Genomic DNA, 22,224 nt, shown 5'->3' with positions numbered 1-22,224 from the left:
GCCTGTGGATGACGACCTCGGCGCACCCGCTGCGCCGACGATGCTCGACCCATGTCCCCGCGCCGCCTGCCACCGCTCCCGGGTGGTCCGCTGTCGCTGGCGGACGCCCGCGCCCGGGGGCTGGCGGACCACGACTGGCGCGACGAGCGCCTGCACCGGGTGACCCAGGGGGTCCGGGCCCTCGCCGTCCCCGAGGACCTGCGCGCGCGGGCCCGCGCGTTCGCCCTGGCCCTGCCCACGGACTCCGCCTTCTCGCACGTCACGGCGGCCCGGCTGCACGGTCTGCCGCTGCCGCCGGTGCCCGAGCGAGACCCGCTGCTCGACGTGATGCGGCCGACCGGCCGTGGGCGGGTCGAGCGGGCGGGGTGCCGTCCGCACCGGGGGCTGGAGCGGCGGGAGGTCGTCGTGCTCGACGGTGTGCGGGTCACCGGCCTCGCCGACACGTGGGTCGACCTCGCGTCCGTCGGCCGGCCGGGGCTCGACCTCGACGACCTCGTCGTCGTCGGGGACGCGGTGGCCTCCCGGTGGGCCGGGCCGGGGGTCCTGCGCTCGCCCACGGAGGTCGGGTCGGCCGTCGCGCCGCTCCGGGGCGCCCTCGACGCGCGCGACGCACCCCGCGGAAGACGGCTGCTCGCTGCGGCGCTGCCGCTCGTGCGACCCGGGGTGCGCTCCCCGATGGAGACCCGCAGCCGGCTGATGTTCGTCCGGGCCGGGTTCCCCGAGCCGGCGATGTGCGCCCCCGTCCACGCCGTCGGCGGTGGATGGCTCGCCGAGGGCGACCTCGTCTGGACGCCGCAGCGGGTCGTCGGCGAGTACCAGGGCGAGGTGCACGGGGGCATCGCCGCGCGCAGCGCCGACGCGCGGCGCACCGGCCTGCTCCTCGACGAGGGGTGGACCGTGCTCGAGATCTACGCGCAGGACCACCGCGATCCCGCTCGCCGTCGCGACCTGCTCCGGCGCTTCGCCCGCGCGCTCGGCCTCGACCCGAGCGCGCTCCGGCTGGGGTGACGCCTCGAGAGGAGGCAACACGCAGACGTCCCGGACGAGAACCCTGCGTGTTGCCTGCCCTCGAGGCGGGTCAGGCGTAGGTGCGGAAGCCGCGGCCGGTCTTGCGGCCGAGGTAGCCGGCCGTCACGAGGTGCTCCAGCAGCGGCGCAGGCGCGTAGCCGCGCTCGCGGAACTCGAGGTAGAGCTCGCGCTCGATGGCGAGCGAGACGTCGAGCCCGACGACGTCGAGCAGCTCGAAGGGCCCCATCGGCAGGCCGCAGCCGGTCTTCATCGCGGTGTCGATGTCGTCGGCGCTGGCGTAGTTGGCCTCGAGCATCTTCACCGCGTCGTTGAGGTACGGGAAGAGCAGCGCGTTGACGATGAAGCCGCTGCGGTCGCCACAGGTGACGGCGACCTTGCCGGTGCGCGCGCAGAGGTCCTGGACGGTCGCGACGACGTCGGGCGCGGTCGAGATCGTGTGGACGACCTCGACGAGCTTCATGACCTGCGCCGGGTTGAAGAAGTGCATCCCGACGACGTCCTGCGGCCGCGAGGTGACCTTGGCGCAGTCGATGATCGGCAGCGAGGACGTCGTCGTCGCGAGGATCGCGCCCGGCTTGCAGACCCGGTCGAGGTCGCGGAAGAGGTCCTGCTTGACCGCGAGGTCCTCGGCGACGGCCTCGACGACGAGGTCGACGTCGGCGAGCGCCTCGCGCCCGGTGGCGCCGGCGACCCGGCCGAGCAGCGCGTCGGCGTCGGCCTGCTCCATCCGGCCCTTCTCGACCGCGCGGGCGCAGCTGCGGCCGAGCGCGGTGACGACGTCGGCGACCTTCGCGTCGGAGCGGGCGACGAAGGTCACCGCGTAGCCGGCCTTGGCGAAGACCTCGATGATCCCGGTGGCCATCGTGCCGCTGCCGACGACGCCGACCGAGCGCACCTCGCGCAGGTCGACGCCCGCGGGCACGCCGCCGGCAGGGGTCTGGGCGTCGGGGACGACCTCGGGCGAGCCGGGGGCGGCGTAGGTGTAGAAGCCGCGGCCCGACTTCCGGCCGAGCAGCCCGGCGCTCACCATCTGCTTGATGATCGGGCTCGGCGCGTGGAGGCGGTCGCGGCCCTGCTTGTACATCGTGTCGAGGATCTCGTACGCGGTGTCGAGGCCGATGAGGTCGAGCAGCTGCAGCGGGCCCATCGGGTAGCCGCAGCCGAAGCGCATCGCGGCGTCGAGGTCCTCGCGGGTCGCGTACCGGCTCTCGAACATCGCGACGGCGTGGTTGAGGTAGCCGAAGAGGAGCGCGTTGGCGATGAACCCCGCCTTGTCGCCGACGATGACCGGCTTCTTGCCGATGCGCTCCGCGAGCGCCTTGACGTCCTCGAAGACGTCGTCGGCCGTGATGACCGTGCGGATGACCTCGACGAACTGCTGCACCGGCGCCGGGTTGAAGAAGTGCATCCCGACGACGCGCTTGGGGTTGCTCGTGGCGACCGCGATCTCCGTGACCGGGAGCGAGGAGGTGTTCGTCGCGAGCACCGCGTCGGCCGAGACGATGCCGTCCAGCCGGCCGAGGATCTGCTTCTTCAGCTCGAGCTGCTCCGGCACGGCCTCGACGACGAGCTGGCACCCGGCGAGGTCGGCGAAGTCGCTCGTGAAGCGCACCCGCGCGTGGAGGGCGTCGTGCTGCTCCTGGGTGATCTTCTCGCGGCGCAGGGCACGGCCCGTGCTGCCGGCGAGGATCTCGCGGCCGTGGGCGAGCCCGGCCTCGTCGGCGTCGACCGCCACGACGTCGATGCCGTTGCGCGCGAACACCTCCACGATCCCTGCGCCCATGGTCCCGAGGCCGATCACACCCACGCTGGTGAAGTCACGCGTCATGGCGGCGATCCTTCCAGAGGGCCTCCCGGGCCACGAGGGCGGCGGGGCGTGACGCTGCTTACCCCGTCACCAGTCGACCCCCGCGGCGACGAGCTCGACCTCCAGCCCGAGCCGGTCGCGCGGGTCAAGGGGCAGCAGCCCGCTCGGCGTCGGCACGTCGGCCTGCCCGCAGAGCTGGACGAGCACGTGGTCGTAGGCGGCGCGCGCGGCGGCCAGGCGCGCGGCGGGGTGCGGCTGGTCGTCGCCCTCGATGCGCACGACCTCGGCGGCGAGGCGGCGCAGCTCGAGGACGAGGAGCACGGGCGGGACCGGCTCCGGGCGGGTGCGGCGCACGAGGCCGACGCGCTCCATCCCCTCCCCCACGCCGGCGAGCCGGCCGGCGCACCAGCGGGTCGGGCGGGCCAGCGAGAGCAGGGCCCGGGGTGCGGGCTCACCGGTGAACCACCGCAGCAGCGCGAGGCCGACGACGAAGAGGGCGCCGGGCAGCATCACGAGCACCAGCGGCACCAGTGCTGCCCTCATCGGCCTCACCTCGGGCTCCAGTGTGCGCGCCGCTGCCGAGGCGGGGCAAGCACCCTCGACGGTCGATGGGTAGGGTTCACGCTCGTGCGGATGGTCATCGCGACGTGCTCGGTCGACTACGAGGGGCGCCTGAGCGCCCACCTGCCCCTCGCCACCCGGCTGCTGCTGGTCAAGGCCGACGGGTCGGTGCTCGTGCACTCCGACGGCGGCTCGTACAAGCCGCTCAACTGGATGTCCCCACCGTGCGCGATGGCCGAGGTCGAGCCGGACGAGGGCGAGGCCGCCGACGGCGTCAGCGCGGTCTGGGTCGTCCAGCACGCGAAGTCCGAGGACCGGCTGCGGGTGCGCCTGCACGAGGTCCACCACGACAGCGCGCACGAGCTCGGCGTCGACCCCGGTCTGGTCAAGGACGGCGTCGAGGCGCACCTCCAGCGGCTGCTCGCCGAGCACATCACGACCCTCGGTGACGGCTGGACCCTCACCCGCCGCGAGTACATGACGCCGATCGGGCCGGTCGACATCCTCTGCAAGGACGGCACCGGCGCGACCGTGGCCGTCGAGATCAAGCGGCGGGGCGACATCGACGGCGTCGAGCAGCTGACCCGCTACCTCGAGCTGATGAACCGCGACCCGCACCTCGCCCCCGTCCAGGGGGTGTTCGCGGCCCAGCAGATCAAGCCGCAGGCGCGCACCCTCGCCGAGGACCGCGGCATCCGCTGCGTCGTGCTCGACTACGACGCGCTCAAGGGCGTCGACAACAGCGAGCACCGCCTCTTCTGAGCCGCGCCGCGGCTCAGAAGCCCGGCCAGGGCCCGGACGCGCCGGCAGGCCTGAGCTTCCACGTCATCACAGTGACGGCGCGGAAGCTCGTCGGCGTCGCGGATGCATCCCCGTCCTGATCCACCGCCCGCGTCACCACAGGGACGACGCGGTTCCTCCGGACGCCCGCCGACGAGGCGTGCCCGGGCCCTCCCCGCCGTTTCGTGCCGCCGTCCCGCGGGTAGCGGAGGAGCATGACCGACACCGAGACCACCACCCCCCGCAAGGTCGCCTTCCTCGTCGCCACCGAGGGCATCGAGCAGGTCGAGCTGACCGAGCCCTGGAAGGCCGTCGAGCAGGCCGGCCACACCCCCGTCCTCGTCTCCACCGAGTCCGGCGAGGTCCAGGCCTTCAACCACCTCGACAAGGCCGACACCTTCGACGTCGACGTCGTCGTCGCGGACGCCGAGGTCGGCGACTACGCCGCCCTCGTCCTGCCCGGCGGCGTGGCCAACCCCGACGCGCTGCGCACCGACGAGGACGCCGTCGCGTTCGTGCGCACCTTCGTGGAGTCCGGCAAGCCGGTCGCCGCGATCTGCCACGCCCCGTGGACGCTCGTCGAGGCCGACGTCCTGCGCGGCCGCACGCTCACCTCGTGGCCGAGCCTGCAGACCGACCTGCGCAACGCCGGCGCGACGTGGGAGGACCGCGAGGTCGTCGTCGACGACAACCTCATCACGAGCCGCAACCCCGACGACATCCCCGCGTTCAGCAAGGCCCTGACCGACGCCCTCGGCGCCTGAGCGACCGCCCCGACGCGCCCGTCCCGGCTCAGGCCGGGGCGGGCGCGTCGCTGTCGGCGGACAGGGGGGCCAGGCCCCGGGCCTCGCGGATGACGTCGACGAAGCGCGCCATGATGTCGTTGAGCCCGAAGTCCTTCGGGGTGAACACCTCGGCCACGCCGAGCGCCTTGAGCCGGGCCGCGTCGGCGTCCGGGATGATCCCGCCGACGATGACCGGGACGTCGCCGGCGCCGGCGGCCCGCATCCGATCGAGCACGTCCGGGACGAGCTCCATGTGCGAGCCCGACAGGATCGAGAGCCCGACGAGGTGCACGTCCTCGGCGACCGCCGCGCCGACGATCTGCTCGGGGGTCAGCCGGATGCCTTGGTAGACGACCTCGAAGCCGGCGTCGCGGGCGCGGACGGCCACCTGCTCGGCGCCGTTGGAGTGCCCGTCGAGGCCGGGCTTGCCGACGAGGACGCGCAGCCGCTCGCCGAGCTCCTCGCCGGTGGAGCGCACGAGGTCGCGCACCCGCACCAGCTCGGCGCTGCCGGCGGCGGTGCCGACCGACCCGCTGACCCCGGTCGGCGCCCGGAACTCGCCGAAGACCTCGCGCAGGGCGCCGGCCCACTCCCCCGTCGTCAGCCCCGCCCGCGCGCACTCGAGCGTGGCGGCGACGAGGTTGGTCGACCCGGCCGCGTCCTCGCGCAGCCGGGCCAGCGCCTGCTCGGCCCGCTCGCGCCGCGCGGGGTCGGCGTCGCGCTTCTCGCGCCAGCGCCGGACCGCGTCGACCGCCGCGGCCTCGACCCCGGCGTCGACGGTCTGGATCGCCGTGTCGAGGTCGGCGGTCAGGGGGTTGGGCTCGGTCGACTCGAACCGGTTGACGCCGATGACGACCTCGTCCCCCGCCTCGATCCGCGCGCGGCGGCGGGCGTGCGACGCGACGAGCTCGGACTTCATGTAGCCGCCCTCGACGGCCGCGACGGCGCCGCCCAGGTCGGCCACGCGGGCCATCTCCTCGCGGGCCCCGGCGAACAGCTCCTCGACCTTGGCCTCGACGACGACCGAGCCCTCGAAGAGGTCGGCGTACTCGAGGAGGTCGGACTCGTAGGCGAGCACCTGCTGGATGCGCAGCGACCACTGCTGGTCCCAGGGCCGGGGCAGCCCGAGCGCCTCGTTCCACGCCGGCAGCTGCACCGCCCGCGCCCGCGCGTCCTTGCTCAGCGTCACGGCGAGCATCTCGAGGACGATGCGCTGGACGTTGTTCTCCGGCTGGGCCTCGGTCAGCCCGAGCGAGTTGACCTGCACGCCGTAGCGGAAGCGCCGCTGGCGGGCGTCCTGCACGCCGTAGCGCTCGCGCGTCACCTCGTCCCAGAGCCGCACGAAGGCGCGCATCTTGCACATCTCCTCGACGAAGCGCACCCCGGCGTTGACGAAGAACGAGATGCGGGCCACGACCTCGCCGAAGCGCTCCGGGGGCACCTGGCCGGAGTCGCGCACCGCGTCGAGGACCGCGATCGCGGTCGACATCGCGTAGGCGACCTCCTGCACGGGCGTCGCCCCGGCCTCCTGGAGGTGGTAGCTGCAGATGTTGATCGGGTTCCACGTCGGGATCTCGGCGACGGTGTGCGCGACGAGGTCGGTGATCAGGCGCATCGAGGGCCCCGGCGGGAAGGCGTAGGTCCCCCGCGACAGGTACTCCTTGATGATGTCGTTCTGCGTCGTGCCGGCCAGGGCCCGGACGGCCTCGCGCGGGTCCTGCCCGGCCGCCTCCGCCTGCTCCTCGGCGACCACCTGGTAGAGGGCGAGCATCCACATCGCCGTCGCGTTGATGGTCATCGACGTGTTCATCTCCGCGAGCGGGATGCCGTCGAAGAGCGCCCGCATGTCACCGACGTGCGAGACCGGGACACCGACCTTGCCGACCTCGCCGCGGGCCAGCGGGTGGTCGGGGTCGTAGCCGGTCTGGGTCGGCAGGTCGAAGGCGACCGAGAGGCCGGTCTGCCCCTTCTCGAGGTTGCGCCGGTAGAGCGCGTTGCTCGCCGCCGCGCTCGAGTGGCCGGCGTAGGTGCGCATGACCCACGGGCGGTCGCGCTCGGGGCGCGGGGCGTCGCTGCTCTCGGACATGGCCGGAACGCTAGCCGCGGGCCCCGGGGATGGGGAGGGCGTCCGGCGGTGAGAGTGCCCACACGTGAGGCACGCCACCCGGCGCCCGCACGGGTCGGACGAGGGGCAGCGGGCGCGTCAGCGCGCGGCGACCGGGAGGGCCAGCAGGCCGGGCAGGCGCAGCCGCAGCAGCAGGCGCCGGGTGCGGTCGTCGGCGGCGACGACCGCGAGGTGGCGGCCGGCCCGGTGGGCGCGCCGGTGGACCTCGAGGAGCAGGCCGAGGGCGCACGCGTCCCCGATGTGCGCCTCCGTGAGGTCGAGGTGGATGGGGTCCGCGCCCTGCGCGATGACCCGGTGCAGCACCCCCCGCAGGTCGGCCGCGCTGCGGGCGTCCAGGCGACCGGTCACGGTGACGAGCACCCCGTCCCCCCGGGCCTGCTCGACGATGCTCGCGGCCGGTGCTCCCCGCTCGTCCACGTGCTCCCCCTCTCCACGACGTCGTGTGCCCCTATCGACCCACGAACACCCCGTCGTGACCCAGCGCACACGGTCACGATTCGGCAACGACGCGGCGCATGTCACCTAGCGGCCAGCGCCGTGGCCGTCCCGGACGCCTGCGAGACTGGGCCCATGGTCAACCTCACCCGGATCTGGACGCGGACCGGCGACGACGGCACGACGGCGCTCGGCGACCTCAGCCGCACCCGCAAGACCGACGTCCGCCTCGCCGCCTACGCCGACGTCAACGAGGCCAACGCCGCGCTCGGGGTCGCCCTCGCCTGCGGCGGGCTGCCCGTCGAGGTCCGCACCGTCCTGCTGCGCGTGCAGAACGACCTCTTCGACGTCGGCGCCGACCTCTGCACCCCGCTCCAGGAGAGCTACGAGTACCCGCCGCTGCGGGTCAAGGACGAGTGGGTCGAGGAGCTCGAGGCCGACTGCGACACCTGGCTGGCCCCGCTCGAGAAGCTGCGCTCGTTCATCCTCCCCGGCGGCACCCCCGGCTCGGCGTACCTCCACCAGGCGCTGACCGTCGTCCGCCGGGCCGAGCGCTCGACGTGGGCGGCCATCGAGGCCTACGGCACGGAGCCGGGCACCGAGCGCGGCCACGGCGGGGTCAACCCGACGACGGCGCAGTACCTCAACCGGCTCTCGGACCTGCTCTTCGTCCTCGCCCGCACGGCCAACGTCGACGCCGGTGGGGACGTCCTGTGGGCCCCGGGCGGCGGTCGCGAGGCGGACCCCAACGCCCGCTGAGCCTCAGGCCACGTTGACGTTGAGCCCGGGCGGGCTGGACTCCAGCCACGCCCGCACCGCCGTGTAGGCGGCGGGGACGAACGCGAACTCGCACGAGCGCCCCGCCGCGCGCCCGGTCACCGAGACCGGGTCGGCGAGACCGGGGATGACGTCGTCGGTCGGGTGCGGCGAGTCGAGCTCGACCTCGCCGCGCAGCCACGACACCTCGGGCCGCAGCGAGGGCCCGACGATGCTGAACCACTCGAAGTTCTCGGCCCCGAGCCGGGCCAGCCCGAGGCGCCAGCGCGACTCGGCGTCGTCGCGGCGGGCGCAGAGCATGACGGGGCGCCCGTCCCCGGAGATGAACCGACGGCGCGCCCACACGAAGGTGAGCGCGCCGAGGAGCGTGAGGACGACGAGGGCGAGGGCGAGCTCGGAGACGACCAGTGCATCCATCCGCAGCCCGCCCCCGCCCGAGTCGTCAGGAACCCATGCCGGCGGCGTCCACCGTCTCGGCGACGATCGTCACGCGGTCGTGGTCGACCGACATGAAGCCGCCGTCGACGACCGCGCTCTTCCAGCCACCGGCGTTGATGCGCACCTCACCCTCGGCGAGGACGACGAGCATCGGCTGGTGGCCCGGGAGCACACCGAGCTCGCCCTCGGTCGAGCGGGCGCTGACCTGGCTGGCCTCGCCCTCCCAGACCTTGCGGTCCGCGGCGACGAGCTCGACCTGGAGCGCCATCAGAGGTTCTTCTGGATCTCGGCCCACTGGCGCTCGACGTCGTCGAGGCCACCGCACATGAAGAACGCCTGCTCACCGACGTGGTCGAAGTCGCCGTCACAGATCTTGGTGAAGCCCTCGATCGTGTCGGCGAGCGAGACCGTGGAGCCCTCGATGCCGGTGAACTGCTTCGCGACGTAGGTGTTCTGCGACAGGAAGCGCTGGAGGCGACGGGCCCGGTTGACGAGGACCTTGTCCTCCTCGGAGAGCTCGTCGATGCCGAGGATCGCGATGATGTCCTGCAGCTCCTTGTTGCGCTGGAGGATCCCCTTGACGCGCAGCGCGGTGCTGTAGTGGTCCTCCGCGATGTAGCGGCGGTCGAGGATCCGGCTCGTCGAGGTGAGCGGGTCCACGGCCGGGTAGATGCCGAGCGACGCGATCTCGCGCGAGAGCTCGGTCGTCGCGTCGAGGTGCGCGAACGTCGTGGCCGGCGCCGGGTCGGTGTAGTCGTCGGCGGGGACGTAGATCGCCTGCATCGAGGTGATCGAGTGACCACGCGTCGAGGTGATGCGCTCCTGGAGGGTGCCCATCTCGTCGGCGAGGGTCGGCTGGTAGCCCACCGCGGACGGCATGCGGCCGAGGAGGGTCGAGACCTCCGAGCCGGCCTGCGTGAAGCGGAAGATGTTGTCGATGAAGAGGAGCACGTCCTGCTTCTGGACGTCGCGGAAGTACTCCGCCATCGTCAGCGCGGACAGGGCGACGCGCAGGCGGGTGCCCGGCGGCTCGTCCATCTGGCCGAAGACCAGGGCGGTCTGGCCGAGGACGCCGGCCTCCTCCATCTCGACCATGAGGTCGTTGCCCTCACGGGTGCGCTCGCCGACACCGGCGAACACCGAGACACCACCGTGGTCGCGGGCGACGCGGGCGATCATCTCCTGGATGAGGACGGTCTTGCCGACGCCCGCACCGCCGAAGAGACCGATCTTGCCACCCTGCACGTACGGGGTGAGCAGGTCGATGACCTTGATGCCCGTCTCGAACATCTGGGTCTTGGACTCGAGCTGGTCGAAGGCCGGGGCCTTGCGGTGGATGCCCCAGCGCTCGTTGACCTCGAAGCGCTCGCCCTCGGCGAGGTTCATGACCTCACCGGTGGTGTTGAAGACCTTGCCGAGCGTGACGTCGCCGACCGGCACCGTGATGGGGCCGCCGGTGTCCTGGACGGCCGTGCCGCGCACGAGGCCGTCGGTCGGCTGCAGCGAGATGGCGCGGACCATGTTGTCGCCGATGTGCTGGGCGACCTCGAGGTTGAGCGCCTTCTTCTCGCCGCCGATCTCGACCTGGGTGGTCAGCAGGTTGTACTGGTCCGGCATGCCGTCGGCGGGGAACTCGACGTCGACGACCGGGCCGATGATGCGGGAGATCCGGCCGACACCGCCGGCGGCGGCGGCCTCGGTGTTCTCGGTGACAGTGGCAGTCATGGTCTCTCTCTCACTCACTTGCTCTCGGCCAGCGCGCTGGCGCCACCGACGATTTCGCTGATCTCTTGGGTGATCTCGGCCTGGCGCGCCTGGTTCGCCAGCCGGGTGTACTTCTTGATGAGCTCCTCGGCGTTGTCCGTCGCCGACTTCATCGCCCGCTGGCGGGCGGCGAGCTCGGAGGCGGCGGCCTGGAGCATGCAGTTGAAGAGCCGCGCGTTGACGTACTTCGGCAGCAGCGCGTCGAGGACCTGGGCGGCCCCCGGCTCGAAGTCGTACAGCGGGAGGAGCTCGTCCGCGGACGGCTTCTCCTGGCCCTCGACGACCTCGAGCGGGAGGAGGCGGATGACGTCCGGCTCCTGGCTCACCATCGACACGAACCGGCTGAAGACGACGTGGACCTCGTCGATCCCGCCCTCGTCCGTCGAGGTCGTGAAGTCGGCGACGAGCCGCTCCCCCACCTCGCGGGCGATCTCGAAGGACGGCTTCTCGGAGAAGCCGCTCCACTCCGCCGCGATGTCGCGGTGGCGGAACTTGTAGAAGCCGATCGCCTTGCGGCCGAGGAGGTAGGGGACGACCTCCTTGCCCTCGTCGCGCAGGCGGGCGACGAGGCGCTCGCTCTCCTTGAGGACGGAGGAGGAGTACGCACCCGCGAGGCCGCGGTCGGACGTCATGATGACGACCGCCGCACGCCGCACGTCGGTCTTCTCGGAGGTGAGCGGGTGGTCCTCGGTCGAGAACGTCGCCACCGCCGAGACCGCCCGGGTCAGCGCCCGCGCGTACGGGGAGGACTCCCGGACCGCTTCCTGCGCCTTGACGACGCGGGCCGCGGCCATGAGCTCCATGGCCCGGGTGATCTTCTTCGTCGAGCTGACGGCCCGGATGCGCTGCCGGTACTCCCGGATCTGCGCTCCCATGTCATCCCGCCTTTCGTCGTGTCTCGGTGGAGGGCGTCAGCGCTTCTGGCGGACGATCTGCTCCTGGTCGGAGTCCATCGCCTCGCTGCCGTCCTCGCCCTGGTCGTTGACCGGGACCGACTCGGCGCCGGAGGCGTCGAAGTGCTTGGCCTTGAAGGTCTCGACCTCGCCCTCGAGCGCCTGCTCGGTGCTGTCCTCGAACTTGCCCGTCTCGCGGATGGCCGCGAGGAGGTCGCCCTTGGTGCGGCGCAGGTGGTCGAGGAACTCGCCCTCGAAGCGGCGCACGTCCTCGACGGCGACGCTGTCGAGCTTGCCGGTGGTCCCCATCCAGATGGAGACGACCTGCTCCTCGACCGGGACCGGCGCGGCCTGGCGCTGCTTGAGGAGCTCGACGAGGCGGGCACCCTTCGCGAGCTGGGCGCGGGAGGCCGGGTCGAGGTCGGACGCGAACATCGCGAAGGCCTCGAGGGCGCGGTACTGCGCGAGGTCGAGCTTGAGGCGGCCGGCGACCGACTTCATCGCCTTGATCTGCGCGGCACCACCGACGCGGGAGACGGAGACACCCACGTCGATCGCCGGGCGCACGTTGGCGTTGAACAGGTCGGCCTGGAGGTAGATCTGGCCGTCGGTGATCGAGATGACGTTGGTCGGGATGTACGCCGAGACGTCACCCGCCTTGGTCTCGATGATCGGCAGGCCCGTCATCGAGCCCGCGCCGAGCTCGTCGGAGAGCTTCGCGCAGCGCTCGAGCAGCCGGCTGTGCAGGTAGAAGACGTCGCCCGGGTAGGCCTCGCGGCCCGGCGGACGGCGCAGGAGGAGGGAGACGGCGCGGTAGGCCTCGGCCTGCTTGGACAGGTCGTCGAAGACGATGAGGACGTGCTTGCCCTGGTACATCCAGTGCTGGCCGATGGCCGAGCCGGTGTACGGCGCGAGGTACTTGAAGCCCGCGGAGTCCGAGGCGGGGGCCGCGACGATGGTCGTGTACTCCATCGCGCCGGCGTCCTCGAGGGTGCCGCGCACGGAGGCGATCGTCGAGCCCTTCTGGCCGATCGCGACGTAGATGCAGCGGACCTGCTTCTCCGGGTCGCCGGTCTCCCAGAACTCCTTCTGGTTGATGATCGTGTCGACCGCGACGGTGGTCTTGCCCGTCTGGCGGTCGCCGATGATCAGCTGGCGCTGGCCGCGGCCGATCGGGGTCATCGCGTCGACGGCCTTGAGGCCGGTCTGCAGCGGCTGGTGGACCGACTTGCGCTGGACGACGGTCGGCGCCTGGAGCTCGAGCGCACGGCGCTCGTCCGAGGCGATCTCGCCGAGGCCGTCGATCGGGGTGCCGAGCGGGTCCACGACGCGACCGAGGAAGGCGTCGCCGACGGGGACCGAGAGGACCTCGCCGGTCCGCTTGACCTCCTGGCCCTCCTCGATCTTGGAGAAGTCACCGAGGACGACGACGCCGATCTCGTGGACGTCGAGGTTGAGCGCGAGGCCCAGCGTGCCGTCCTCGAACTGCAGCAGCTCGTTGGTCATCGCCGAGGGCAGGCCCTCGACGTGCGCGATACCGTCGCCGGCGTCCGTGACGCGGCCGACCTCCTCGCGGGAGGCCGCCCCAGGCTCGTAGGAGCGCACGTAGCTGTCCAGCGCGTCCCGGATCTCGTCCGGACGGATCGAGAGCTCCGTCATGTGTGATCTTCTCCTCGGTCACCGGCCCCTGTGGGCCGCAGTTCGTGTGGTCGTGCGTCTGAAGTTGTCGTGCGGTACCGGTCAGCCGCCGGTGACGTGCCGGCGCGCCTCGTCGAGGCGTCGCAGCACGGTCCCGTCGACGACCTCGTCGCCGACCTGGACCCGGATGCCACCCATGACGGCGGGCTCGTGGACCACCTGGAGGGTGACGGGCTTGCCGTAGTGCTTCTCGAGCGCGCTGCGCAGGCGGGCCTGCTGCTGCTCGCTCAGGGCGACGGCGCTCGTCACCAGGGCGGTGAGCTCGTCGCGGCGGCGGGAGGCGAGCTCGAGGTAGGCCTCCATGACCCGGTCGAGCCGGCGGCCGCGCGGGGTGCGCACGGCCTGCTCGATCAGGCGCACCGTCTCCGGGGCGGCCTTGTCGGCGAGGAGCGTGCGGACCAGGCCCGCCTTGCCCTCGGCGTCGGTGTTGCGGCTGGAGAGCGTGTCGCGCAGACCGGTGTCGGCGGCGACGATCCGCTCGAAGCGGAACAGCTCGTCCTCGACCCGGTCGATGCGGCCCGCGGACTCGGCCCCCGCGAGCAGCGCCTGGACGGCGAGGCTCTCGAGGGTGTCACCGAGGTCGCGCTCGGCCGACCACCGCTGGCCCGCCGCCGTGGCGACGAGCTCGGTCGTGGCGGGGCCGACGCGGCTGCCGAAGAGCGAGCGGGCCAGGCCCGCCTTCGCCTCGCCCTCGCGGGAGGGGTCGGCGAGCGCACGCCGCAGCGAGGCGTTGCCCTCGACGACGGCCGTCACCGAGAAGAGCTCGTCGGCGAGGGTGCCGGCGTCGCTGCTGCCCAGGGCGGTGCCGAGGGCCTCCTGGGAGGCCTTCTCGGAACCGCGCGACGACCCACGCATCAGGCGTCCTGCCCGGCCGGGGTGACCTTCTCGGGGCGGACCTCGCCGGCCTCGAGCTCCGCGAGGAAGCGGTCGACGATGCCCTTCTGGCGCACCTCGTCCTCGAGGGACTCGCCGACGATCTTGCTCGCGAGGGTGGTCGACAGGGTGCCGACCTCCTGGCGCAGCTGGACGACGGCCTGCTGGCGCTCGGCCTCGACCTGGCGCTTGGCCGACTCCGTGATGCGGGACGCCTCGGCCTGGGCCTGGGCGCGCATCTCGGCGACGATCTGGGCGCCCTGCTCGCGGGCGGACTCGCGGATCGAGTTGGCCTCGGCGCGGGCCTCGGCGAGCTGCGCGGTGTACTGCTCCAGCGCGGCCCTGGCCTCGGCCTGGGCCTGCTCGGCCTGCTCCATCCCGCCCTCGATCGCGGCGGTGCGCTCCTCGTACAGAGCCTCCATGCGCGGCACGACCTTGGTCGCGAAGAGCCAGTAGAGGATGCCGAAGGCGATGGCGCCGACGATGAGCTCGCCGGGGTGGGGCAGGAGGGGCAGGGCTGCGGGCCAGCCCACTCCCTCGGCGGTCTGCACGGATGCGAGAACCACGTCGCTTACCTATCTGTCGGACGGACGATCTTGGTGCGGACGGTGCGTCGTCAGCCAGAGAAGACGAAGACGAACACGAGACCGAGGATCGCGAGCGCCTCGGTGAGCGCCATGCCGGTGAAGGCGATGGTCTGGAGCATGCCGCGGGCCTCGGGCTGGCGGGCCACACCGTTGATGTACGCGGCGAAGATCAGACCGACACCGATACCGGGGCCGATGGCGGCGAGGCCGTAGCCGAGGTAGGTGATGTCACCAGTGAGCATTGCGTTTCCTTTCGGACGGCGCCGGGCCTGTCCCGGCGTCGGTGATCTGTTCGGGTGGTCGTGCTACCGGACGGGTCCGGGGATCAGTGGTGCTCGCTCACCGCGTCGCTGATGTACAGCGCCGCGAGGAGGGTGAAGATGAACGCCTGGAGGAACTGCACCAGGAGCTCGAAGAAGGTCATGACGACACCGAAGCCCATGCCGAGCACGCCCGACGCCTGGATGCCGATGTTGCTGCCGTGCAGCAGCAGGTACTCGCCCCCGAGGATGAACACGAGGAGCATCAGGTGGCCGGCGAGCATGTTGCCGAACAGTCGCAGGGCGAGCGTCAGCGGCCGGATGATGAAGTACGTGAGGAACTCGAGGACGAACATGATCGGGCGCAGCCACAGGGGCAGCCCCGGGGGCACGAGCGACTTGAGGTAGCCCAGCACGCCGTGCTTCCGGCGGATCGCGACGGTGTGGTAGACGACGTACACGACGAGGGTCAGCACGATCGGGAACGCGATGCGGCTGAACGAGGGGAACTGCACGAACGGGAAGATCCCCATGACGTTGTTGAACAGGATCATCGTGAACAGCGTCAGCAGCAGCGGGATGAAGGGCCGGAAGTCTTTCGCGCCGATGATGTCGCGGCCGATGCTGTTGCGCACGAAGCCGTAGACGGTCTCGGCGTAGAACTGCCGCTTGCCGGGGACGACCGACAGCTTGCCGGCGACCGTCAGGAAGAAGGCGCCGATGAGGACGACCGAGACGATGACGACGAAGGCCGGGCGGGTCAGCGCGAAGTTGTTGGTGTCGCCACCGATGAGGGGCCACCAGAAGCTCTCCGGGCCCGGGGCGACGAAGCCCTCACCGTCGGCGGCGGCGACGCCGGTCTGAAGCCAGTGTGCGGGAACCACGCTGGGGCTCACAGCCTCTCCTCGGGGAATTCACAGGCGCGCTCGACGGGCGCCCGATGGAACGGGACGTACGCTACCCGACCCTCGCGGGTGGTCGCGACGGCGGGTCGGACGGGCTGGTGGGCGCTCACGGGCGTCCCTCCGGGCCGTCCGGGAGGTCGTAGACGGGCACGCGCGCGCGGCGCAGGGCCCGCATCGCGAAGACCTGCCACACGATCGTGACGACGAAGGCGACGATCCCGAGGGCGGGGCCGTCGACCCACGACGCGTCCTTGAAGACGATGATCACGAGCAGGAGCAGGAAGACCTGCCCCAGGTAGACGGCCATCGCGACGGCGAAGAACGCCGTGGGGTTGGCGTCGCGCACGAGCCGGCTGAGCAGGAACATCCCGGAGGCGAAGAAGCCCAGCGAGACCACGAGCCCGAGGGCTCCCCCGGCGATGGCGTCCGGCCCCCGCACGAGGGCGAGGACGAGGACGGCCAGCAGTCCGGCGAGCGCCGACGGCACCAGCGCGCCCCGGAGCATCGCTCCGAAGGGGGCACCGGCGTGCGGTGCGGCGCTGGGCTGCGGGTCGGTCATCCGTGATCGGCCTTGTCGTCGATGGGGTGGAGATGGCTCTCCCGGGACGGCTTGTGAAAGTTATCACAAGCGCCCGGTGAGGACAAAAGCGCAGGTCAGACCCGTCGCGCGAGGACCACCCAGATGGTCCGCGCGATGATCTCGAGGTCGAGGACGGGCGACCAGTTGACGAGGTACTGCAGGTCGTAGCCGAGCTTGTACTCGGCGTCGGTGTGGTAGCGGCCGTGGATCTGCGCGAGCCCGGTCAGGCCCGGCGGCACCTCGTGCCGACGGGTGTACCCCGCGATCTCCTGCTCGAACCCCGCGGTCAGCTCGGGGCGCTCCGGGCGCGGGCCGACGACCGACATCCGGCCGGTGAGGATGTGGAGGATCTGCGGCAGCTCGTCGGCCCGGGTGGCCCGCAGCCACCGGCAGGCCGGGATGACCCGGGGGTCCCCCGAGCCGGTGGACAGCTGCGCGCCCTCGACCTCGGCGTCGGTCCGCATCGTGCGGAACTTCACCATCTCGAAGGTCTCTCCCCCGGCGCCGACGCGCGTCTGCCGGTAGAGCAGCGGCCGGCCCGCGACGGCGAGCTGGTGCAGCGCCACGCCCCCGAGGAGCAGGAGCCAGACGGGCGCCGTGACGACGACGAGCACGAGGTCGAGCAGGCGCTTGAAGTGCCGCTGCGAGGCGGCCATCGTCTGCGGCATGAGGAGGACGAACGGCAGCCCGGCGACCTCCCGCAGGCGGTCCAGGCCGAAGAGCGTCTCGCGGCCGCCCACCCGCAGCAGGACCGTGACGTCCTGCTGGTCGAGCCGGCCGATGGTGCGCGGGTACCAGAGGTCGAGCCAGCCGGCACTCAGCAGCAGCACGTCGGTGGCACCCGTGGCCGCCACCGTCTCGACGACGGCGTGCGGGTCGTCGACCTCGGCGACGACCTCGAGCGGCGAGTGGTTGGCCACGACGTGCTGGCGGGCGAGCTCGATGTCGGTCGCGAGGCCGGCGAGCACGACGCGCGGCGGCCCCTCGCGCCGCGTGCGCATCCAGTGGACGACGGCCCGGTTGACCGCGACGGCGATGCCCGCCAGGGCCATGACCGCGACGAGGTTGGTGATGGGGAACGGCAGCGGCCGGTCGACGATCGAGCCGCGCTGGCGCAGCAGCGCCGACAGCACGAGGTTGAGCAGCGCCACGAAGCTGCCGGCCGCGAGCGAGAGGCGGGCCGCCCGGGGCAGCACCGCCGCTCCCCCGAGCCGCGGCTCGCGCTCGTACAGCCCGCCGAAGTAGAACGCGACGAGGAAGATCCCGGCGGAGACCGCGAAGGAGAGGGCGTAGAGCGCCAGCGGGTACGTCGGCCACGGCGGCAGGCCGTAGCGCCAGACCATCGTCAGCACCGACAGCAGGAAGACGGCCCCGGCGTCGAGCACCATGACGAGCCGGAAGCCCCGGCGGTTGAGCCGGGTCAGCAGGCGCGGTTCGGGGGCCGGGGTCGGGTCGGTCACGGGCGGCGGCTCCGGCGCCCTCAGGCCGGCCGGGGGTACGCCGGGAAGGCCTGCACGAGCTCGGTGACCTCGGCGCGGACCTCGCGCGAGACCGCGTGCTGCGGGTCGGCGTCGCCCTCGGTCACGGCCCGGGCGATGAGCCGCGCGATGGTGCGCATCTCGTCCTCGCCCATCCCCTGCGTCGTGACGCACGGGGTGCCGACGCGGATGCCCGAGGCGATGTTCGGCTTCTGCGGGTCGAAGGGGATCGCGTTCTTGTTGAGGGTGATCCCCGCGGCGTCGCTGCGCGCCTCGGCGTCGACGCCGGTGACGTGCACGCCCTGGAGGTCGTGCAGGCTCAGGTGCGTGTCGGTGCCGCCGGTCGTCGGGCGGATGCCGTGCTCGCCGAGCGCCTGCGCGAGGACCTTCGCGTTGGCGATGACCCGGCGCGTGTAGTCGGCGTACTCGGGGGTCGCGCACTCCTTGAAGTTCACGGCCTTCGCGGCGATCGTGTGCATCTGCGGGCCGCCCTGCATCATCGGGAAGACGGCCTTGTCGATGGCGGCCGCGTGCTCCGCCCGGCAGACGATGGCGCCCGAGCGCGGACCGCGCAGGACCTTGTGCGTCGTGAACGACACGACGTCGGCGTGCGGGACCGGGCTCTCGATGGCCTGCCCGGCGACGAGGCCGATGAAGTGCGCGGCGTCGACCCAGAAGATCGCGCCGACCTCGTCGGCGATGGCCCGGAAGCGCGCGAAGTCGATCGTGCGCGGGATGGCGGAGCCACCGGCGAGGAGGACCTTGGGGCGGTGCTCCTTGGCGAGGCGCTCGACCTCGTCGTAGTCGATGTCCTCGGTGTCCTTGTCGACGCCGTAGTGGACGGCGTCGAACCACTTGCCGGAGAAGGAGACCTTCGTGCCGTGGGTCAGGTGGCCACCGTGCGGGAGGCTCATCGCGAGGATGGTCTCGCCGGGCTTGAGGAACGCGCCGTAGACGGCCTGGTTCGCGCTGGCCCCCGAGTGCGGCTGGACGTTGGCGTGGTCGGCGCCGAAGAGGGACTTGGCCCGCTCGATGGCGAGCGACTCGGCCTTGTCGACCTCGGAGCAGCCGCCGTAGTAGCGCCGGCCCGGGTAGCCCTCGGCGTACTTGTTCGACAGCGTCGAGCCGAGGGCGGTGAGGACCTCGGGGCTGGAGAGGTTCTCGCTGGCGATGAGCTGCAGGCCGCCACGGAGCCGGTCGAGCTCACCGGTGAGGACGGAGGCGATCTCGGGGTCGAACGCCGAGAGGGCGTCGAAGTCGGATCCGTAGAACGTGTCACTCATCGTCGGTGCTCTCCCGCGGCTCGTCCTGGCTGCTCGCGCCGGGCTCGGCGCCCGACAACTCTAGGGCGTCGGCGCGCGAGCGCTCGACGACGGCCATGACGGCCTCCTCCGACAGCGCGCCGAGCCGCAGGATGGCCGGCTCGTCGCGGGTGCAGTCGACGATCGTCGACGCCAGGCCGCCGGTGCTGGGGCCCCCGTCGAGGTAGAACTCGACGCTGGCGCCGAGCTGCGTGGCGGCCTCGACCACCGTGCGGCTCGAGGGGTAGCCGTGTCGGTTGGCGCTGCTGACCGCCATCGGCCCGACCTCGCGCAGCAGCGCGAGGGCGACCTCGTCGTCGGGCATCCGCAGCGCGACGGTGCCGCCGGTCTCGCCGAGGTCCCAGGCGAGGGAGGGCTGGGCGCGCAGCACGACGGTCAGCGGGCCGGGCCAGAACTCGGCGACGAGCGCGCGGGCGTACTCGGGCACCTCGGTGGCCAGGCCCTCGAGGGTGCGCGGCTCGGGGACGAGCACCGGCGGGGGCATGTCGGTGCCGCGCCCCTTGGCGTCGAGGAGGTCGCGGACGGCCTCCGGCGAGAACGCGTCGGCGCCGATGCCGTAGACGGTGTCGGTGGGCAGGACGACGAGGCGGCCGTTGCGGACGCCCTCGGCGACCTTGGGGAGGGCGTCGGCGCGCCCCGCCTCGGTGGTGCAGTCGAAGACCGGGCTCATGGGCCCCAGCCTAGGGCGCCGCTCCCCCGCGGACGCGGAGGGCTCAGGCGCGCCCGGCGCGCACGGCCACCGTGGTGCGCGGCCGCCCGGCGAGGTCGCGGTGGTCGACGACGTCGCGCCACTCCCCCGTCGCGCGCAGCGCCGTCGGCAGGCTCTCGCCCTGCTCGTCGGCGTGCTCCATGACGAGCACCCCGCCCTCGCGCAGGAGCGCCGCGGCCCGGCGGGCGACGGCCAGCGGCACGGCGAGCCCGTCGGCCGAGCGGCCGTAGAGGGCGAGCGCCGGGTCGTGGTCGCGCACCTCGGGGTCGACCGGCACGGCGCCGTCGGGGATGTACGGCGGGTTGCTCACGACGACGTCGACCGCGGCCTCGAGGTCCTCGAAGGCGGTCGTGGCGTCCCCGAGCCGCAGGTCGACGGGCAGGCCGAGGCGCTCGACGTTCTGCGCCGCCCAGGCGTGGGCCGGCGGCCCGAGCTCGACGGCGTGGACGCGGGCGCCGGGCACCTCGTCGGCGACGGCGAGGGCGATGGCGCCCGACCCCGTGCACAGGTCGACGACCACGGGCGCCTCGCCCGCGGCCCGCGCGGCCTCGATCGCGTGGCCCGCGGTCAGCTCGGTCTCGGGGCGCGGCACGAAGACCCCGGACCCGACGGCGAGGGTCAGGTGCCGGAAGTACGCGCGGCCCGTGAGGTGCTGCAGCGGGACCCGCGCGCACCGGTCCTCGACGAGGTCGTCGAACCGCGCCGCGTCCCGCTCGACGACCGGGGTGCGCAGGATGCCCCGCATCCGCACCTCGCCGTGGTCGACGCCGAGGACGTGCGAGAGGAGCTCGACGGCGTCGGCGTCCGGCGAGCCGACCCCCGCCCCGGAGAGCGCGGTCCGCCCCCGCGCCAGGAGGGCGTCGGTCGTCGTCATCGGTCCGAGATGGCCGCGAGCTTCGCGGCCTCGTCGGCGTCGACCGCGGACTGCACGACGGGGTCGAGGTCGCCGTCGAGCACCGCGTCGAGGTGGTAGGCCTTGTAGCCGGTGCGGTGGTCGCTGATCCGGTTCTCGGGGTAGTTGTAGGTGCGGATCCGCTCGCTGCGGTCGACCGTGCGGACCTGGCTCGCGCGGGCGTCGGACTCGGCCGCGTGGCGCTCGTCCATCGCCAGCTGGTGCAGGCGGGCGCGCAGGACGCGCAGCGCGGCCTCGCGGTTCTGCAGCTGGCTCTTCTCGTTCTGGCACGACACGACGAGCCCGGTCGGCAGGTGCGTGATCCGGACGGCGGAGTCGGTCGTGTTGACGCTCTGCCCGCCCGGGCCGCTGCTGCGGAAGACGTCGATGCGCAGGTCGCTGGCGTCGATGGTCACCTCGACCTCCTCGACCTCCGGCATGACCCAGACGCCGGCCGCGGAGGTGTGGATGCGGCCCTGGCTCTCGGTGACCGGCACGCGCTGCACCCGGTGCACCCCGCCCTCGTACTTGAGCCGGGCCCAGGGGGCCTCGCCGGGCACCGCGGCGCCACGTGACTTCACCGAGACGCGCACGTCCTTGTAGCCGCCGAGGTCGGACTCGGTGGCGTCGAGGACCTCGGTGCGCCAGCCGCGGCGCTCCGCGTGGCGCAGGTACATCCGCAGCAGGTCGCCGGCGAACAGGGCCGACTCCTCGCCGCCCTCCCCCGCCTTGACCTCGAGGATGACGTCACGGTCGTCCTCCGGGTCGCGCGGGACGAGCAGGCGGCGCAGGCGGTCCTCCGCGGCGTCGAGGGCCTCCTGCAGCGCGGGCAGCTCCTCGGCGAAGGCCGGGTCCTCGCCCGCGAGCTCGCGGGCCGCCCCGAGGTCGTCGTGGGCGGCGCGCCAGGCCCGGTGCGCGGCGACGACCGGCCCGAGCGCGGCGTAGCGCTGGTTGGCCTCGCGCAGGCGGTCGGGGTCGGAGGCGACGGCGGGGTCGCCCATCGCGCGCTCGAGCTCGGCGTGCTCGGCGACGAGCACCTCGGCGGACTCGAGCACGGTGGACCTCCTGGGGCGACGACGGGGGGTAACACGGACGCGCCGGCCCACCCCGAGGGGTGGGCCGGCGCGTCGTGGGTGCTACTTGGCGGTCTTCTTGCCGTAGCGGGCCTCGAAGCGGGCCACGCGGCCGCCGGTGTCGAGGATCTTCTGCTTGCCCGTGTAGAACGGGTGGCAGGCGCTGCAGACGTCGGCGTGGATGGCGCCGCTCGTCGCGGTGCTGTGGGTGGTGAACGTGTTGCCACACGTGCAGGTGACGGTGGTCTCCACGTACGTGGGGTGGATGTCCTTCTTCACGATGTCTCCTCGGATGTCTCCGGGTCGGCGGGCCCAGCACTCTGCTGGTCACCCCTGGGCGCCCCGACTGCGGCCCTCGTGAGAGGCCGCTCAGGAAACGCGTCTGTGCCGTGAACCGGTCCAGCGGTCAAGTGTGCCAGAGCAGGTCACCGTCTCCCAACCGGCGGCCCTCCA

The 22,224-nt window shown here is 72.7% G+C and carries 24 protein-coding genes; 4 read left to right on the top strand and 20 right to left on the bottom strand.

Annotated elements, in window-relative coordinates; all coding sequences use genetic code 11:
• Positions 1-51: 51 nt before the first annotated feature.
• Positions 52-1,008, top strand: coding sequence for a hypothetical protein (locus tag HL663_RS09255; RefSeq protein WP_173028121.1), 957 nt, complete (start codon positions 52-54; stop codon positions 1,006-1,008).
• A 70-nt stretch (positions 1,009-1,078) separates the two neighbouring features.
• On the opposite strand, the gene HL663_RS09250 is transcribed toward HL663_RS09255, so the two are convergent.
• Together HL663_RS09250 and HL663_RS09245 are read right to left on the bottom strand one after the other, a co-directional pair.
• Positions 1,079-2,857, bottom strand: coding sequence for a 3-hydroxyacyl-CoA dehydrogenase family protein (locus HL663_RS09250; RefSeq protein ID WP_173028120.1), 1,779 nt, complete (start codon positions 2,855-2,857; stop codon positions 1,079-1,081).
• Positions 2,858-2,923: 66 nt separating this feature from the next.
• Complete coding sequence (locus tag HL663_RS09245; protein WP_173028119.1) at positions 2,924-3,379, bottom strand: hypothetical protein; 456 nt, start codon at positions 3,377-3,379, stop codon at positions 2,924-2,926.
• A gap of 84 nt (positions 3,380-3,463) precedes the next feature.
• Here HL663_RS09245 and nucS point away from each other — a divergent pair, with 84 nt between their 5' ends.
• Positions 3,464-4,159, top strand: coding sequence for an endonuclease NucS (nucS, locus tag HL663_RS09240; protein ID WP_173028118.1), 696 nt, complete (start codon positions 3,464-3,466; stop codon positions 4,157-4,159).
• A 233-nt stretch (positions 4,160-4,392) separates the two neighbouring features.
• Positions 4,393-4,941, top strand: coding sequence for a type 1 glutamine amidotransferase domain-containing protein (locus HL663_RS09235; protein WP_173028117.1), 549 nt, complete (start codon positions 4,393-4,395; stop codon positions 4,939-4,941).
• 28 nt (positions 4,942-4,969) lie between these two features.
• Here HL663_RS09235 and HL663_RS09230 read toward each other — a convergent pair whose 3' ends face one another.
• Both HL663_RS09230 and HL663_RS09225 read right to left on the bottom strand, forming a co-directional pair.
• Positions 4,970-7,048, bottom strand: a complete 2,079-nt coding sequence (locus tag HL663_RS09230) for an ethylmalonyl-CoA mutase (protein ID WP_173028116.1) — start codon at positions 7,046-7,048, stop codon at positions 4,970-4,972.
• Positions 7,049-7,165: 117 nt separating this feature from the next.
• Complete coding sequence (locus tag HL663_RS09225; RefSeq protein WP_173028115.1) at positions 7,166-7,504, bottom strand: STAS domain-containing protein; 339 nt, start codon at positions 7,502-7,504, stop codon at positions 7,166-7,168.
• A gap of 153 nt (positions 7,505-7,657) precedes the next feature.
• Between HL663_RS09225 and HL663_RS09220 the strand changes: the two genes are divergently transcribed.
• The gene (locus tag HL663_RS09220) at positions 7,658-8,281 is read left to right on the top strand and encodes a cob(I)yrinic acid a,c-diamide adenosyltransferase (protein ID WP_173028114.1); all 624 of its coding nucleotides are present in this window, start codon (positions 7,658-7,660) and stop codon (positions 8,279-8,281) included.
• A gap of 3 nt (positions 8,282-8,284) precedes the next feature.
• Here HL663_RS09220 and HL663_RS09215 read toward each other — a convergent pair whose 3' ends face one another.
• The 16 genes from HL663_RS09215 to rpmE form a co-directional block, all read right to left on the bottom strand.
• A complete protein-coding gene (locus HL663_RS09215) occupies positions 8,285-8,716 on the bottom strand; it encodes a DUF2550 family protein (RefSeq protein ID WP_173028113.1) in 432 nt (143 codons plus the stop codon).
• 25 nt (positions 8,717-8,741) lie between these two features.
• Positions 8,742-9,008 carry a F0F1 ATP synthase subunit epsilon gene (locus HL663_RS09210; protein ID WP_173030087.1) on the bottom strand — a complete coding sequence of 89 codons (267 nt, stop codon included), beginning with the start codon at positions 9,006-9,008 and terminating at the stop codon, positions 8,742-8,744.
• Complete coding sequence (gene atpD / locus HL663_RS09205) at positions 9,005-10,462, bottom strand: F0F1 ATP synthase subunit beta (RefSeq protein WP_173028112.1); 1,458 nt, start codon at positions 10,460-10,462, stop codon at positions 9,005-9,007. The genes HL663_RS09210 and atpD overlap by 4 nt, the downstream gene beginning before the upstream one ends.
• A gap of 14 nt (positions 10,463-10,476) precedes the next feature.
• Positions 10,477-11,376: a F0F1 ATP synthase subunit gamma gene (locus HL663_RS09200; protein ID WP_173028111.1), complete on the bottom strand. Its 900-nt coding sequence runs from the start codon at positions 11,374-11,376 to the stop codon at positions 10,477-10,479.
• Between the two features lie 36 nt (positions 11,377-11,412).
• Entirely contained in the window at positions 11,413-13,053 is a 1,641-nt protein-coding gene (atpA, locus tag HL663_RS09195; RefSeq protein ID WP_173028110.1) for a F0F1 ATP synthase subunit alpha, read from the bottom strand.
• Positions 13,054-13,134: 81 nt separating this feature from the next.
• Positions 13,135-13,947, bottom strand: coding sequence for a F0F1 ATP synthase subunit delta (locus tag HL663_RS09190; RefSeq protein WP_173028109.1), 813 nt, complete (start codon positions 13,945-13,947; stop codon positions 13,135-13,137).
• Positions 13,947-14,531, bottom strand: a complete 585-nt coding sequence (locus tag HL663_RS09185) for a F0F1 ATP synthase subunit B (protein ID WP_173028108.1) — start codon at positions 14,529-14,531, stop codon at positions 13,947-13,949. Before HL663_RS09185 ends, HL663_RS09190 begins: the two co-directional genes overlap by 1 nt.
• 50 nt (positions 14,532-14,581) lie before the next feature.
• Positions 14,582-14,794 (bottom strand): ATP synthase F0 subunit C, encoded by a 213-nt coding sequence (gene atpE / locus HL663_RS09180; RefSeq protein ID WP_173028107.1) that lies wholly within the window; start codon positions 14,792-14,794, stop codon positions 14,582-14,584.
• An 83-nt stretch (positions 14,795-14,877) separates the two neighbouring features.
• Positions 14,878-15,708 carry a F0F1 ATP synthase subunit A gene (gene atpB, locus HL663_RS09175; protein WP_173028106.1) on the bottom strand — a complete coding sequence of 277 codons (831 nt, stop codon included), beginning with the start codon at positions 15,706-15,708 and terminating at the stop codon, positions 14,878-14,880.
• 115 nt (positions 15,709-15,823) lie between these two features.
• The gene (locus tag HL663_RS09170; protein WP_173028105.1) at positions 15,824-16,276 is read right to left on the bottom strand and encodes a Cg1360 family ATP-synthase-associated protein; all 453 of its coding nucleotides are present in this window, start codon (positions 16,274-16,276) and stop codon (positions 15,824-15,826) included.
• Positions 16,277-16,371: 95 nt separating this feature from the next.
• On the bottom strand, positions 16,372-17,757 hold the full coding sequence (locus HL663_RS09165; RefSeq protein ID WP_173028104.1) for a sugar transferase: 1,386 nt from the start codon (positions 17,755-17,757) through the stop codon (positions 16,372-16,374).
• Between the two features lie 20 nt (positions 17,758-17,777).
• Entirely contained in the window at positions 17,778-19,058 is a 1,281-nt protein-coding gene (glyA, locus tag HL663_RS09160) for a serine hydroxymethyltransferase (protein WP_173028103.1), read from the bottom strand.
• The gene (locus tag HL663_RS09155) at positions 19,051-19,767 is read right to left on the bottom strand and encodes an L-threonylcarbamoyladenylate synthase (protein WP_173028102.1); all 717 of its coding nucleotides are present in this window, start codon (positions 19,765-19,767) and stop codon (positions 19,051-19,053) included. The genes glyA and HL663_RS09155 overlap by 8 nt, the downstream gene beginning before the upstream one ends.
• A gap of 43 nt (positions 19,768-19,810) precedes the next feature.
• Entirely contained in the window at positions 19,811-20,680 is an 870-nt protein-coding gene (gene prmC, locus HL663_RS09150; protein WP_173028101.1) for a peptide chain release factor N(5)-glutamine methyltransferase, read from the bottom strand.
• Positions 20,677-21,753, bottom strand: coding sequence for a peptide chain release factor 1 (prfA, locus tag HL663_RS09145; RefSeq protein ID WP_173028100.1), 1,077 nt, complete (start codon positions 21,751-21,753; stop codon positions 20,677-20,679). Before prfA ends, prmC begins: the two co-directional genes overlap by 4 nt.
• Positions 21,754-21,834: 81 nt before the next feature.
• Positions 21,835-22,050, bottom strand: a complete 216-nt coding sequence (gene rpmE / locus HL663_RS09140; RefSeq protein ID WP_173028099.1) for a 50S ribosomal protein L31 — start codon at positions 22,048-22,050, stop codon at positions 21,835-21,837.
• Between the last annotated feature and the right edge of the window lie 174 nt (positions 22,051-22,224).

It is taken from the genome of Arthrobacter sp. NEB 688, assembly GCF_013201035.1.
Lineage (GTDB): Bacteria > Actinomycetota > Actinomycetes > Actinomycetales > Dermatophilaceae > Phycicoccus.
Note: the sequence above shows the minus strand (reverse complement) of the source record. Positions and strands in the feature narration are given on the sequence as shown.